We start from the raw sequence: 13436 nt of genomic DNA, 5'->3' as shown, positions 1-13436 counted from the left end.
CTGCACTAGCACGGGGAATTGGGCACGTCACGCATGGAGTTGCTTCGAAGGGCGCGGAGATCGTCCACGCTATCAACATCCTGTTTGGTTTCAATCATCGCAACCGAATAAGTGCCAAGCGACTTTAACGTATCTGCAAGGGCGTGCTCACTTGACCAACGCACACCTTCGAACAGAGTGGCCGGTGGGCGCGCAACGCGCTTCAATCCGATGAGCCAATAGCCCCCGTCTGGCGCCGGTCCGATAACGGCTTGATTCCGTCCGAGCGCCCTAAAAGCGGCTCTAATATTGGACTTTTTGATGTTTGGAATGTCCGCACCGATAATCACAACTGGACCTGCTGGTAAGCCACGAAAAAGCCGCCCCATCCGATCACCGAGGTCGCCGCGCCCTTGCTGAATACGCTGAAAGCGCGCAGGCCAAACACGGCTCTTGGCTCCATCAACATCTGGAGAGACAGCAAGCAAAATTTGCCAATGCGGATCAGCCAACTCACGTAACAGCGATGAGACCTGATGCCTAAACCACCACGCGGCCCCAACCATGCCGATACCTCTGCCCAACCGCGTTTTCACCCGTCCGGGCCGTGGTTCTTTGAGCATGATCACGAGCGTTGGTTTCACAAAGGCCGCTCCATATCACGGTGCGGAATGCCAGCGTCGTCGTAAGGCTCTCCGTAGGCTTTGAACCCGAGCCGCTCATAGAATCCAATCGCGGAAACTTGCGCCGAAAGATAGGCTCTATTCAGGCCTGAATCGGCTTCAAACCGCGCAAGCCCTGCCTTGATCAAAGCAGCGCCCAAGCCCGTGCCCCGATGGCTTTTCGCAACGCATACACGCCCGATTTTCCCCGTCTTTCCGTCGACAATCAAACGCGCCGTTCCAACTGGTTTTCCATCATCAACGGCAATCAGATGGAGAGCTTCTGCATCTAGATCATCGATCTCTTCATCAAAGGGTATACCTTGTTCACGAACAAACACTTCGATCCTAAGCGCAAGGCAGGCCTCGAAATCGTCTGTTTGTTCGATATGAACCGTCATGCAAAATAGTCGTTCAGAACGCGGGCGTAGATAGACTTAAGCCGGTTGATCTGGTCGATCTCAACGCATTCGTCCACCTGATGCATGGTTTTTCCAACAAGGCCAAACTCCACAACAGGACAGTGGTCTTTTACGAACCGCGCATCTGAAGTACCGCCGGATGTCGAAAGTTCGGGGGTTACGCCCGTTTCTTCCGTCACCGCTTTGGCAACCATAGCCGAAAGCTCTCCGGGTGGAGTTACAAAGCTTTCGCCCGAAACAGTGACCTTAACTTCGATATCAACGCCAAACTCCTGCGCCACTTTATCGGCTTCACTACGAAGCCATTCGTCAAGGCTTGCGCCGCTGTGCGTATCATTGAACCGAATATTTACAGTGCCTTTGCACGCCGCAGGGATAACGTTTGTCGCGGTATTTCCGGTATCAATAGTTGTGATCGCGAGGGTTGAGGCATCGAAATGGTCTGTGCCTTCATCGAGTGTATGGCTCGCCAACCGATCCATGAGCCGCGCCATTGCAGGCACAGGGTTCTTGGCACGATGTGGATAGGCCGAGTGTCCTTGCACACCATTGATTGTGAAATACGCAGTCAAGCTACCGCGTCGTCCGATCTTCATCATATCACCAAGCACATTCGGCGATGTTGGCTCTCCGACAAGGCAAACCGACATTTTTTCGCCCTCCTCGGCCATGTAGTCCAGAAGCGCAGTCGTACCATCGATGGCGTCGCCTTCTTCGTCGCCTGTTATGGCAATGATAATGGCGCCATCCGGTGGCGTATTTGTGACAAGGTCAATGGCCGCAGAAACAAAAGCCGCAACGCCGGATTTCATATCCGTCGCGCCACGACCATAAAGCCAGCCGTCTTTCACCTCGGCACCGAAGGGATCAACTGTCCATGCCGCGAGATCCCCAACAGGGACAACATCGGTGTGCCCGTTAAACCCGAACGTCTTGTTTGCGCCGCGATGCCCCCAGCGCGCAAACAGATTGCTTACGCCACCACGATCCACACGCGTGCATTCGAAACCAGCGTCTGACAGAAGTTTCTCAAGCAAGACAAGCGCGCCGCCTTCTTCTGGCGTCACCGAGGGGCAACGGATCAAATCTGCGGTTAGGCTTACAGGGTCTGTGTTGGTCATGTCTGGTTCCTGTCTTTGCGGTTTGATGCCCGCTCAGGCGTTGTGCATATACTGTAAAATCGGGCGACGAATTGCCCAAAACAGTGTCTAATTCAGTCGAAAAAGGGAGTCGACTGCACGACGATAACGCTGTTTTCTTCTTTGGCGCGCGCCATAAGATCACGCTCTTCCTGAGAGATGTCGTGCCCCTCTTTGAGGCGCTCCTCAAGAGTGCCATAGCCAGAGACATCAAGCGGAGCCATTTCAGCTTGCTTCAGGATCGCAACCGTTTCGCGAACGGCCTCGGCCTCATCCACACCGCTTGCGTAGACCATCAGCGCCGCGCCCGTTGCCTTTTCAGGTAAGCCGTCATTCTCGCTGCGGCCGACTTCAACCAGAAGCGTAAAGACTTTCTGGCGTGAGGATTTCTTTGATTTAGCGTTTTTTGCTGTCATGCGCCCCGCTTAGCAAGGCAGGGGCGCATGGTCAATGAATGCCGCGTTAGTCGCGAAGCAACTCGTTGATGCCTGTCTTGCTACGTGTCTTTGCATCGACGCGTTTAACGATCACGGCGCAATAGAGGTTTACGCCGTTTTTGCTTGGCATAGAGCCTGCTACGACAACCGAATATGGGGGAACTTCGCCATACATCACTTCGCCGGTTTCACGATCAACGATCTTGGTCGACTTGCCGATAAACACACCCATGCCAAGAACAGAGCCTTCGCGAACGATGCAGCCCTCAACAACTTCAGAGCGCGCACCGATAAAGCAGTTGTCCTCGATGATGGTCGGACCAGCTTGCATTGGCTCAAGAACGCCCCCGATTCCTACACCACCAGAGAGGTGTACGTTTTTGCCGATCTGCGCGCAGGATCCGACTGTTGCCCATGTATCAACCATGGAGCCTTCATCCACATAAGCGCCGAGGTTCACGAAGGATGGCATCAGGACAACGCCAGGTGCGATATAGGCGGATTTACGAACAACGCAGTTTGGAACAGCGCGGAAGCCCGCAGATTTCCATTCGTTCTCGCCCCAACCAAGGAACTTGCTGTCGACTTTATCCCACCAGCCGGAACCTTGCGGGCCGCCACTTTGTGGTTCCATATCTTTAATGCGGAATCCAAGCAGCACAGCTTTCTTGGCCCATTGGTTTACGTGCCATTCGCCATTGTCGCGCGGCTCGGCCACGCGCAGCGTACCACCATCAAGTGCGGCAAGTGTCGCTTCGATCGCGTCACGTTGTTCGCCTTTGGTGTCGGGCGTGATCGTGTCGCGCGCGTCCCATGCTGCTTCGATTGCGGTTTCCAGTTGTGCGTTAGACATGCGTAACCCTAATCCTCTATGGCGTCAGTTCGTTGAAGCATATAGACCGCTAAGGGTAAGCACGCAATGCAGGTTAGAGGAAACACCCGATGAACGACGACAGCCGCCGCCACCCTTTCCGAGACAGCCACCAAGACCGCGAGCAATCACACCATACGCCAGATACGCCGCAAACACGCTCTCCTGCCTATCGACTGGCCTTTGATGACAGCGATTTCATGTGCCGCGAAGAGTTGCGCCCTGTGCGACTTCAGCTTGAATTGCTCAAGCCGGAGATGGGCCTGGACGAGCACGGTATCAATTCAACCGTCGTTATGTTTGGCGGCGCGCGCATTCCGGAGCCCGCGAAAAAAGACACGGCGCGCACGCAAACGCTCGCGGATCTGTCCTGCTATTACGAGGAAGCGCGGGAATTTGCCCGTTTGATGACTTTGAAGTCAATGGAAACAGGAAACAAAGACAACGTGATTGTAACTGGCGGCGGTCCTGGCGTCATGGAAGCCGGTAGTCGCGGCGCGGTTGACGCGGGCGGTGTCTCTGTGGGCCTCAATATCGTGCTGCCCTTTGAGCAAGCCCCGAACGAATATGTAACACCGGAGCTTTGTTTTAACTTCCACTATTTCGCCATTCGCAAGATGCACTTCCTGATGCGCGCCAAAGCCATCACAGTGTTTCCAGGCGGGTTTGGCACGCTGGACGAGACATTCGAAGCGCTTACCCTCATTCAAACAGGCCGGATGGAGCCGGTTCCGTTTCTGCTCTTTGGCAAGGAATTCTGGGAAAAAATCATCAACTGGGAAGCTCTGGCAGAAGCCGGAACGATCTCTGCTGACGATCTTGATCTCTTCCGCTTTGTCGATACTGCGGCTGAAGCTGTTGAAGTGATCGAAAACTGGGACATCCAGCCCCCGAGAAAAGAAGTCCCGGGACGATAGTTAGGCTCTAATTCAGCCTAATCCCGCTTCTTTTTCGATCTGCTTCTTGCTTTTACGGGCACGCTCCGTTTCGGATTTGAGCTGTCCGCATGCGGCCATAATATCCTCGCCCCGCGGACGGCGGATCGGCGAGGAATAGCCCGCATTGTGCACGATATCCGCAAAGGCATGAATTCGGTTATTGCTGCTCCGCTGATAAGGTGCACCCGGCCATTCGTTGAACGGAATAAGGTTGATCTTGGCCGGGATGCCTTCGATCAGCTTCATCAGCCTGTGTGCATCCTCGTCGCTGTCGTTCACATCCTTGAGCATCACATATTCAAAAGTGATCCGCTCGCTGTTGCTCACTTTTGGATACGCCCGCAAAGCCTCCAACAGCGCTTCGATGTTCCAGCGTTTGTTGATCGGAACCAAGACATCGCGCACCTCGTCGGTGGTGGCGTGGAACGACACCGCAAGCTGGCATCCGATTTCCTCTGCGGTGCGCCAAATCTCGGGGACAACGCCGCTTGTAGAAAGGGTGATCCGACGGCGCGATAGTGAGATGCCCTCTGGGTCCATCGCAATATTCATCGCGTCACGGACGTTCTCGAAATTATAGAGCGGCTCGCCCATGCCCATCAAAACGATGTTCGACAAGAGCCTAACCTTGGGCGGATTGGCTTCTCCGAGCTTGGGCCATTCGCCCAAATCATCCCGCGCAACCATAACTTGACCGATGATTTCGGCGGCAGTCAGGTTCCGTACAAGCTTCTGCGTACCCGTATGGCAGAACGTACATGTCAGCGTGCAACCAACCTGTGAGCTGACACAGAGCGTCCCGCGATCTGTTTCTGGAATATAAACGATCTCGACCTCATGGCCGCCCGCAATCCGAACCAAGTATTTACGCGTTCCATCCTCGGAAACCTGCTTGGTCACGACCTCGGGAACACGTATCTCGCATTTCTCCGCCAAGAGCGCGCGGTAATCCTTGGCCAGATTGCTCATCAGATCAAAATCGCGCACGCCTTTCTGGTAAATCCACTGCCAAATCTGCCCAGCGCGCATTTTGGCTTGCTTTTCTTTGGTGCCAATCTCGATCAACGCCTCGCGCAACGCTGGGCGCGTCAGCCCAACAAGGTTGATCTTGTCGGTCGCTTCAACTTTGCGAGGAAACGTGCGCACGTCTTGTGTGACCGGCGCAGTTGGCGCGGATTTGGGGGCGTCACCCTTGGGGCTGGAATCAGTCATGGCAGGTCTCCGAAAACTCAAGCGCGCGTCATACAGGGGATTTTCGCAAAAGCCAAATCACGCCTTTCGGAAATACTAACAGAGCAGGTCGCCGATGTCCTCGTCATACATCAGAACTTCGCAACGCGCTTCAACCTCGGCCAGCTCGCCGCCCATGCACTCGACATAGGCCAGCCCTGTTGAATCTTGCGCAACAGAACAAAGCTGTTCGACCGGCCAAAGCTCGGGCGAACAGGAAATTTCGATGTCAGGACCAATCACGACGATTTCGCAGCGGCGCGAAATGTCGCCCAGCGAAAACTCAAAGCCGTCGATGTTCTGAGCATACCCTGCGCTCGAAAGCGCAGGAATAGAGCCACATATAGCGATTAAGAGCCGCAGCGTTTTTCAGCTTCTTCAATCGCTGCCGTAAAGCCAAGAAGGCTAAACGTGTCTTGTGTGACTGTTCCGCGTGTTGAGCGGCCTGTGACAATCGCGGACGTACCGCGCTTCATCGCAGTTACGATTTTCTTGTCGTCGCCTGAAGTCGCGGGCCAAGCATTCTCATCTTTTGTAAAGAACTCGAACGTTGACTCTCCGACCTTCACACTAACGGTGGAGCCGTTCGCAAAAGGATATCCGCCGGTAAAGGAAACTTCACCGTCAACATTTGATCCCGGACGGTATGTCACGAACAAGAGGATATCACTCCGACGCACAGCAACAACGCGGCCGTCTTTCTTGTTCACGGTTTCTTTTGGCGCGGACACAACCCAGCATTCTGTCGGATCATCTTCGACAAAAACGCTCCAGTCGGTGTTGGTTGCAACGCGGTTTTCCGAGGATTGCGCAAATGCAGCACCGCCCGCAACAATGGCCAATGCGGCGCTCCCGATAATAGCGCTCCGAAAATTTGCAATAAGTGAATTCATCTCTCACAGCCTCCGGACTGTAGGGCCTCAATTTATGCAGGGCGCTATCTCTCTCTGGTGACTTTTGCGCTGGCCTGCTGATTTCAATCTCGATAAGCCTAGTCTATCCGTATTCGGAACCGGTTTAAAAGCCCCGTTCGTGCAATTTTACGTCCAAGACAATCACGTTTTTTAGGAGTGGCCCATGAAACTAACAGAGAACGCACCGGTAACGCTGGCCGAGATCTGGCGCGGCGAGATATTGGAGTCGATCCACACGGGCCACGCTGTTGTCTGTGACGAGCGCGGAGAAATCGTCGAGGCATGGGGGGAGCCAGATCAAATCATCTTCCCGCGAAGCTCTTGTAAGATGATTCAGGCTCTACCTCTGCTGGATTCGGGCTCTGCCGATCAGGCTTCGCTTGGAACAGAGCAGCTTGCCCTTGCCTGCGCGAGCCATCAGGGCGCGGCAATGCATGTAACCCGCGTGAAATCTTGGCTTGAGGCGTTGGGATATGACGATAGTGATTTGCGCTGCGGCCCACAGCTTGCACCTGACATCGAAGAGCGTAATCGCCTGATCCGCGCCCATGAGGAGCCTTGCCAGTGCCACAACAACTGTTCAGGCAAACACGCAGGTTTCTTGACGCTGAATAAGCACATGGGCGGCGAGGCAGAATATGTGGAGCCGGATCATCCTCTGCAAATCGCGGTCAAAGACGCCTTTGAAGAAGTCACTCAAGAAACGAGCCCTGGCTTTGGCATAGATGGATGTAGCGCACCGAACTTTGCGACTTCTGTGCATGGTTTGGCTCGATCCATGGCGTTTTTCGCAGCGGCGCGTGAAGGTGCAGGAACGCGCGAGACAAGCGCGGCACGCCTTGTAGAAGCAATGGTTACACATCCAGAATTGGCTGCCGGAACGACGCGCGCTTGCACAGAGTTGATGCAGGCCATGGGGGGCAAGGTTGCGATCAAGACTGGCGCAGATGGCGTGTTTACCGCAATCCTTCCCGAACAAAAGCTTGGTGTCGCGCTAAAGGTTACTGATGGCGCAACCCGCGCGAGCGAATGTGCGATAGCAGCCATTCTGGTGAAACTCGGCGTGCTGGATGCCAACCATCCGGCGACCTTGCGCCGCATGAATGCGCCCATGGTGAATCGTCGCGGTATTAAGGCAGCCTCAATCAAGCCGGGATCGGCTCTAGTCTAGCTTAAATTGCCCTAGAACCAGTCCCAAATCAGGCGCGCGGCGAGGGCCGCCGACGTGACAACAAGCAGTGGTTTAATCACCCGTGCGCCAACTTTTACCGCAAGTTTAGAGCCGACCTGCGCGCCTGCAATCTGCGCCGCGCCCATGGCAAGCCCCGTAAACCACCACGGCGTGGCCACGGCAGAAAATGCAACGATTGCGCCAAGGTTAGAGGCGAAGTTCAGCAGTTTGGTATGCGCCGTCGCTTTTAATACGCCATACCCAGCGAGCGTCACGAACGCGATCATGAAGAACGAGCCGGTTCCTGGTCCCAGGAGCCCATCATAGGCCGCAATCAACGGGATCATCACAACGGTAAACACCGGAATAGACATGCGCCGAACGCGATCCACATCATCAAGCCCCGGCTTAAGAGCAAAAAACAACGCTATCGCCACCATCAAGAACGGAAGCACAATCTTGATCCAATCCACCGGAATATAAGCAACCAGCAACGCGCCGCAGAAGGAAGCGACGAAAGACAAGGCCGCAGGACCAATTTGCTCGTGCAGGTTCACTTGCCCCGCGCGGGCATAAGAAAGCGCGGCCGTTCCCGCGCCGAATACGCCCTGCACCTTGTTGGTCGAGAGCGCTTCGATCGGTGATGCGCCCGACAAAAGCAAAACAGGCACCGTTATCAGCCCGCCACCGCCAGCGATGGCATCAACAAATCCGGCACAAAATCCAGCAAGTATTAGAAGCGCAAGAAGCTCGAGCCCGACTTCAAACACCTTTAAATTCGTCCTTGCTGTAACCTTGGATATAGAGAAGCGCCGTCAGGTCGCCGCGATTGATACGAATATCACATTCCGCAGCAACGCTCGGTTTTGCATGAAGCGCAACGCCAGAGCCTGCACGGCCGAGCATCCCGAGATCATTCGCGCCGTCGCCCACAGCCATTACATCGGCCTCGGAGATACCAAGGCGCGCGGTGATCTGCTCAAGCGCATCTACCTTTGCCTGCCGACCAAGGATCGGCGTTCCGACTTCACCAGTTAGAACACCGTCTTTTACAATAAGCGTGTTTGCACGGTTTTCGTCAAATCCGAGTTCAGAGGCAACTTTGCTCGTAAACGCCGTAAACCCGCCCGAAACAAGAGCAGCAAATGCCCCCGCATCCTTCATCGTTGCCAACAGCGCCCGGCCGCCTGGCATAAAAGTGATGCGCGTTTCAAGGACACGATCTATTACACTTGCTTCTAATCCCTTAAGCAGCCCAACGCGTTCGCGCAGCGCCCCGTCGAAATCCAACTCGCCATTCATCGCTCGCGCAGTAATATCCGCAACGCGTGGGCCAACACCCGCTTCGTCGGCCAATTCATCGATACACTCTTGCTGGATCATCGTGCTGTCCATATCAGCAAGCAGCATCTTTTTCACGCGCCCCTCACGCGGCTGCACCACCAGATCAACACCGATGCTTTGAAGGCTCTCCCATACATCCCAAAGGTTGCTTGGCTTCTCGCCCAGCGCAAATTCTGCCGCTTCACCAACTGCCAGCCAGATTGCATCCCCGCCACCCCATGCATTGCGCAGCGACTCGACTGTCTCGCGGCTTAGCGAAGGGTTTTCAGGGTTGGTCAGTAGCGTTGCAATATACATGGGAAGTTTCCGATAGTGGACGCGTTGCGCAAGTTTTGTGATCTACGGCGCCGATTATCGCAATTTTACGGCTTGCGCCACCCCGTTCACCTCTCTAAGTCCGTCCGTGGGACACCCTTCCCCAACGAAGGGCATATATCTGTGAGGATAGCATCAATGGTTACGAATACCCCGGCCACGCGGCCGGCAAATCCGCGTTTTTCTTCTGGCCCTTGCGCCAAACCTTCCACATGGACATTGGAATCACTTGCTGACGCGCCTCTTGGCCGCTCGCATCGTGCTGCCATTGGCAAGGAAAAGCTCAAGGCTGCAATCGAAGGAACGCGTGAAGTTCTCGGAATTCCAGCGGACTACAAAATCGGCATCGTTCCGGCGTCCGACACCGGCGCAATGGAAATGGCGATGTGGTCGCTCCTTGGCGAACGCCCTGCGGAAATGGTTGCGTGGGAAAGCTTTGGTTCGGGCTGGGTCACTGATGTTGTCAAACAGCTTAAGATCGAAGCGACCGCGCATGTGGCGGATTACGGCGAAATCGTCGATATGGCTGCGTTGAACTATGATAATGACGTTGTCTTTACATGGAACGGCACAACATCCGGCGTTCGGATGCCCAATGGCGATGCAATCCCTGCGGACCGTGCTGGCCTCACCATCTGTGATGCAACTTCGGCTGCATTCGCGATGGACCTGCCATGGGACAAGCTCGATGTCACCACATTCAGCTGGCAAAAAGTGCTCGGCGGCGAAGCAGCGCACGGTGTTCTTATCCTATCGCCACGCGCAGTTGAGCGGCTCGAAAGCTACACACCTGCGTGGCCCCTCCCCAAGATTTTCCGCCTGACCAAAGGTGGCAAACTGATCGAGGGTATCTTTACGGGTGCAACGATCAACACGCCGTCGATGCTTTGCGTTGAAGATTACCTCGTGGCGCTTGATTGGGCCCGCGCCCAAGGCGGCCTTAAGGGTCTAATTGCCCGCGCCGAAGCCAACACAGCAGAAGTTAGCAAATTTGTTGAGGCGCGCGATTGGATCGAGTTCCTCGCGACTGATCCGGCCACGCGCTCTACAACTTCGGTTTGCCTTAAGTTCACAGACGAGCGGATCAAAGATGGCGCGGCTTTTGCCAAAGCTGTTGCAAAGCGGCTCGAGAACGAAGGCGTTGCGCTTGATATCGGCGCCTATCGTGACGCACCAGCTGGCCTTCGTATCTGGTGTGGCGGCACGATTGAAGCCTCCGATGTGGCAGCGCTAATGCCGTGGCTTGACTGGGCGTTCAACGCCGAAATCGAAGCACAGTAATTCCGGTGGGCCAAGCGGCCCGCCTCTCCCCCTTATTTTCGCGCATAGATCGCGCAACCGAAAAGCAAAGGAGCCTCATCATGGCACCCAAAGTTCTCGTTTCCGACAAGCTCTCTGAAACTGCAGTCCAAATTTTCCGTGACCGTGGCATCGACGTTGATTTCGAGCCTAACCTTGGCAAAGACAAAGACGCGCTGCTCGCCAAGATCAAAGATTACGACGGCCTCGCCATCCGCTCGGCGACCAAGGTAACCGAAAAAATCCTCGACGCTGCCGACAACCTCAAAGTCGTTGCCCGCGCTGGTATCGGTGTTGATAACGTCGACATCCCTGCGGCGTCCAAGAAAGGTGTGATCGTGATGAACACGCCATTCGGCAACATGATCACAACTGCCGAGCATGCAATTGCGATGATGTTCGCCGTAGCGCGCCAGATTCCAGAAGCGTCCGCCAGCACCCACGCTGGAAAATGGGAAAAGTCGAAGTTCATGGGCGTTGAGCTTACGAACAAAACGCTCGGTGTTATCGGCGCGGGCAACATCGGCGGCATCGTTTGCGACCGTGCGGTTGGCCTGAAAATGAGAGTGATCGCTTATGATCCCTTCCTCTCCGAAGAGCGCGCCGCCAAACTTGGCGTAACCAAGGTTGAGCTTGACGAACTGCTTGAGCGTTCCGATTTCATCACCCTGCACGTTCCTGCAACAGATGCGACGCGCGGCATGATCAACGCCGAAGCCATCGCCAAGATGAAAAAAGGTGTGCGCATCATCAACTGTGCGCGTGGTGGCCTTGTGATCGAAGAGGATCTCGCAGAGGCCCTGAAATCCGGCCACGTTGCCGGCGCGGCCTTTGACGTATTTGAGGTTGAGCCCGCCAAGGACAGCCCGCTCTTTAACCTTCCGAACGTGGTCTGCACACCGCACCTCGGCGCTTCCACAACTGAAGCGCAGGAAAACGTGGCCCTGCAAGTTGCAGAGCAAATGTCGGATTACCTGCTGACCGGAGCCGTGACCAACGCGCTCAACATGCCATCCGTGACTGCCGAAGAAGCCAAGATCATGGGACCGTGGGTTAAACTTGCGGAGAACCTCGGCGCGTTTATCGGTCAGCTTACAGACGAGCCGATCAAAGCGATCAACATCACATATGATGGCGCCGTTGCCGAAATGAACCTCGCCGCTCTCGAGTGTGCTGCAATTGCTGGCATCATGCAGAGCACAAACCCAGATGTGAACATGGTCTCTGCGCCAGTTATCGCAAAAGACCGCGGCATCAAGATCAGCAAAACCACGCAGGAACAAACCGGCGCATTTGATGCTTACATCAAGATGACCGTCGTCACCGATCTGCGCGAACGGTCTATTGCAGGCACCGTGTTCAGCGATGGCAAGCCACGCTTCATCCAGATCAAAGGCATCAACATCGACGCCGAAGTTGGCGAGCACATGCTTTACACCACCAACCAAGACGCTCCGGGCATCATCGGGACGCTGGGCGGCATCATGGGTAAGAACGGCGTTAACATCGCTAACTTTACCCTAGGCCGTTCCGAGCAAGGCGGCGACGCAATCGCGCTGCTCTATGTCGATGGCAAAGTGAACGAAACTCTTATCAAAGAGCTTTGCGATACCGGACTATTCCAGTCTGTGAAACCGCTGGAGTTTGATGTTGCCTAGGCCCACCGGCAACTGAAATTCAGTGAGGCCCGTCGGTTTAGTCCGGCGGGCTTTTTCGTTTTAAGCCAAATTAGTGCCGCTTAGTAACGTATCTCTACACCGTCAAAACCGATTGTGAGCGCCCCATCCCAAGAGGTGCGCACCGCCTTCTCCCAATCTTTGAAGCTGAAATCCGGATCATCCGCGGGCACCAAATGATGCAAGGCCAAATGCTTGCACTTTGCAGCGGTCGCGATCTTGCCAACGTCTTCTGCGACCGTGTGGCTTGCCATTAGATGCGCGCGCAATCGATCGGCGCTGCCCGTTCGGGCAACCAATGCGTCCACACCTTCGGCAAGCATCGCCTCGTGTATCAACAAATCGCTTCCTTCGGCAAATTTGGATAGTGGCTCGAAATAAGCCGTATCAGCCGAAAACGTCACGCGTTTTCCATTGGCCTCAAACCGCAACGCGAAACAATCCGTGACAGGTGGATGATCAACTCGCAGCGCGGTGGTCGATACAGGAGAGCCTGCAATTTCACCTTCACCATACTCGACAATCTGAACCAACTCCTCAAGCGGTCTGCGCCCCTCATCCGCCACGCGAAGCGCGTTATCAAAGCTCATCGATTGCAAGAAACCCGCGAAATAGGCTCGCGTTCCCTCTGGGCCGAACACGGTCACCTCCTGTGCCAATCCCGTCGTCCATGCGGTGTGGATTAATGGCCCAAGCTCCAAGAGATGATCCGAATGCAGATGCGTTATAAAAATCGTTTCCAGTTCTTTAAGGCTCATTCCCGCATTCACGAGCCCTCTCGCAACGCCAAGGCCGCAATCGACGACGATGCGCTTGCCGTCCATCTCAAGCAGCGAGGAGGTGGGCATTGGCCCATTTGGGCGAATAGCTGGCCCGCCTTTAGTCCCAAGCAACACAACTCTATCACCCATCATTTTCTCCCTTTTATGCATGAATAGGCTCTATATCGCACCCAACGCTCACGCATATGCAAACCATCTTGTTCTACTATTCCCGCAAGTCGTTTCATTCGCAAGAATTCTTGAAAACTCGTGTATAC

The 13436-nt window shown here is 55.0% G+C and carries 15 protein-coding genes; 4 read left to right on the top strand and 11 right to left on the bottom strand.

Translation table 11 applies throughout. From position 1 onward, the window contains the following. Nucleotides 1-5: 5 nt before the first annotated feature. The 5 genes from N9C89_RS00605 to dapD form a co-directional block, all read right to left on the bottom strand. Nucleotides 6-623, bottom strand: coding sequence for a TIGR04282 family arsenosugar biosynthesis glycosyltransferase (locus tag N9C89_RS00605; protein ID WP_263951870.1), 618 nt, complete (start codon nt 621-623; stop codon nt 6-8). Continuing rightward, complete coding sequence (locus tag N9C89_RS00600) at nt 620-1042, bottom strand: GNAT family N-acetyltransferase (protein WP_263951869.1); 423 nt, start codon at nt 1040-1042, stop codon at nt 620-622. Before N9C89_RS00600 ends, N9C89_RS00605 begins: the two co-directional genes overlap by 4 nt. Next, nucleotides 1039-2184 carry a succinyl-diaminopimelate desuccinylase gene (gene dapE, locus N9C89_RS00595; protein WP_263951868.1) on the bottom strand — a complete coding sequence of 382 codons (1146 nt, stop codon included), beginning with the start codon at nt 2182-2184 and terminating at the stop codon, nt 1039-1041. Before dapE ends, N9C89_RS00600 begins: the two co-directional genes overlap by 4 nt. Before the next feature lie 92 nt (nt 2185-2276). Continuing rightward, complete coding sequence (locus N9C89_RS00590) at nt 2277-2618, bottom strand: hypothetical protein (RefSeq protein WP_263951867.1); 342 nt, start codon at nt 2616-2618, stop codon at nt 2277-2279. Nucleotides 2619-2664: 46 nt separating this feature from the next. After that, entirely contained in the window at nt 2665-3492 is an 828-nt protein-coding gene (dapD, locus tag N9C89_RS00585; RefSeq protein ID WP_263951866.1) for a 2,3,4,5-tetrahydropyridine-2,6-dicarboxylate N-succinyltransferase, read from the bottom strand. A gap of 89 nt (nt 3493-3581) precedes the next feature. Between dapD and N9C89_RS00580 the strand changes: the two genes are divergently transcribed. Continuing rightward, nucleotides 3582-4427, top strand: coding sequence for a TIGR00730 family Rossman fold protein (locus N9C89_RS00580; protein ID WP_263951865.1), 846 nt, complete (start codon nt 3582-3584; stop codon nt 4425-4427). Between the two features lie 12 nt (nt 4428-4439). On the opposite strand, the gene rlmN is transcribed toward N9C89_RS00580, so the two are convergent. The 3 genes from rlmN to N9C89_RS00565 form a co-directional block, all read right to left on the bottom strand. Continuing rightward, nucleotides 4440-5660, bottom strand: a complete 1221-nt coding sequence (gene rlmN, locus N9C89_RS00575) for a 23S rRNA (adenine(2503)-C(2))-methyltransferase RlmN (RefSeq protein ID WP_263951864.1) — start codon at nt 5658-5660, stop codon at nt 4440-4442. A gap of 75 nt (nt 5661-5735) precedes the next feature. Continuing rightward, nucleotides 5736-5921, bottom strand: coding sequence for a hypothetical protein (locus N9C89_RS00570; protein ID WP_263951863.1), 186 nt, complete (start codon nt 5919-5921; stop codon nt 5736-5738). Nucleotides 5922-6028: 107 nt separating this feature from the next. After that, entirely contained in the window at nt 6029-6571 is a 543-nt protein-coding gene (locus tag N9C89_RS00565; protein ID WP_263951862.1) for an invasion associated locus B family protein, read from the bottom strand. 184 nt (nt 6572-6755) lie between these two features. On the opposite strand from N9C89_RS00565, the gene N9C89_RS00560 reads away from it, so the two are divergent. Further along, a complete protein-coding gene (locus N9C89_RS00560) occupies nt 6756-7763 on the top strand; it encodes an asparaginase (protein ID WP_263951861.1) in 1008 nt (335 codons plus the stop codon). A gap of 11 nt (nt 7764-7774) precedes the next feature. Here the strand turns inward: N9C89_RS00560 and N9C89_RS00555 are convergent, their stop codons facing one another. Together N9C89_RS00555 and serB are read right to left on the bottom strand one after the other, a co-directional pair. Continuing rightward, complete coding sequence (locus tag N9C89_RS00555) at nt 7775-8533, bottom strand: TSUP family transporter (protein WP_263951860.1); 759 nt, start codon at nt 8531-8533, stop codon at nt 7775-7777. Further along, complete coding sequence (serB, locus tag N9C89_RS00550) at nt 8526-9404, bottom strand: phosphoserine phosphatase SerB (protein WP_263951859.1); 879 nt, start codon at nt 9402-9404, stop codon at nt 8526-8528. Before serB ends, N9C89_RS00555 begins: the two co-directional genes overlap by 8 nt. Nucleotides 9405-9560: 156 nt before the next feature. Between serB and N9C89_RS00545 the strand changes: the two genes are divergently transcribed. Together N9C89_RS00545 and serA are read left to right on the top strand one after the other, a co-directional pair. Further along, on the top strand, nt 9561-10703 hold the full coding sequence (locus N9C89_RS00545; protein ID WP_263951858.1) for a phosphoserine transaminase: 1143 nt from the start codon (nt 9561-9563) through the stop codon (nt 10701-10703). Nucleotides 10704-10783: 80 nt separating this feature from the next. Further along, on the top strand, nt 10784-12379 hold the full coding sequence (serA, locus tag N9C89_RS00540) for a phosphoglycerate dehydrogenase (protein WP_263951856.1): 1596 nt from the start codon (nt 10784-10786) through the stop codon (nt 12377-12379). A gap of 80 nt (nt 12380-12459) precedes the next feature. Here serA and N9C89_RS00535 read toward each other — a convergent pair whose 3' ends face one another. Then, a complete protein-coding gene (locus tag N9C89_RS00535; RefSeq protein ID WP_263951855.1) occupies nt 12460-13311 on the bottom strand; it encodes an MBL fold metallo-hydrolase in 852 nt (283 codons plus the stop codon). Nucleotides 13312-13436: the final 125 nt, after the last annotated feature.

The sequence above is a fragment of the Halocynthiibacter sp. SDUM655004 genome (assembly GCF_026015885.1).
In the GTDB taxonomy this organism is placed as follows: domain Bacteria; phylum Pseudomonadota; class Alphaproteobacteria; order Rhodobacterales; family Rhodobacteraceae; genus Falsihalocynthiibacter; species Falsihalocynthiibacter halioticoli.
The sequence above is the reverse complement of the archived record's forward strand: the minus strand, read 5'-3'. Positions and strand labels throughout refer to the sequence as shown.

Coding starts and splice junctions, on each gene's coding strand:
- N9C89_RS00590 (WP_263951867.1), bottom strand. CDS start 2,618: ATGACAGCAAAAAACGCTAAATCAAAGAAATCCTCACGCCAGAAAGTC.
- N9C89_RS00565 (WP_263951862.1), bottom strand. CDS start 6,571: ATGAATTCACTTATTGCAAATTTTCGGAGCGCTATTATCGGGAGCGCC.
- rlmN (WP_263951864.1), bottom strand. CDS start 5,660: ATGACTGATTCCAGCCCCAAGGGTGACGCCCCCAAATCCGCGCCAACT.
- dapE (WP_263951868.1), bottom strand. CDS start 2,184: ATGACCAACACAGACCCTGTAAGCCTAACCGCAGATTTGATCCGTTGC.
- serA (WP_263951856.1), top strand. CDS start 10,784: ATGGCACCCAAAGTTCTCGTTTCCGACAAGCTCTCTGAAACTGCAGTC.
- N9C89_RS00545 (WP_263951858.1), top strand. CDS start 9,561: ATGGTTACGAATACCCCGGCCACGCGGCCGGCAAATCCGCGTTTTTCT.
- N9C89_RS00600 (WP_263951869.1), bottom strand. CDS start 1,042: ATGACGGTTCATATCGAACAAACAGACGATTTCGAGGCCTGCCTTGCG.
- N9C89_RS00560 (WP_263951861.1), top strand. CDS start 6,756: ATGAAACTAACAGAGAACGCACCGGTAACGCTGGCCGAGATCTGGCGC.
- N9C89_RS00535 (WP_263951855.1), bottom strand. CDS start 13,311: ATGATGGGTGATAGAGTTGTGTTGCTTGGGACTAAAGGCGGGCCAGCT.
- dapD (WP_263951866.1), bottom strand. CDS start 3,492: ATGTCTAACGCACAACTGGAAACCGCAATCGAAGCAGCATGGGACGCG.
- N9C89_RS00580 (WP_263951865.1), top strand. CDS start 3,582: ATGAACGACGACAGCCGCCGCCACCCTTTCCGAGACAGCCACCAAGAC.
- serB (WP_263951859.1), bottom strand. CDS start 9,404: ATGTATATTGCAACGCTACTGACCAACCCTGAAAACCCTTCGCTAAGC.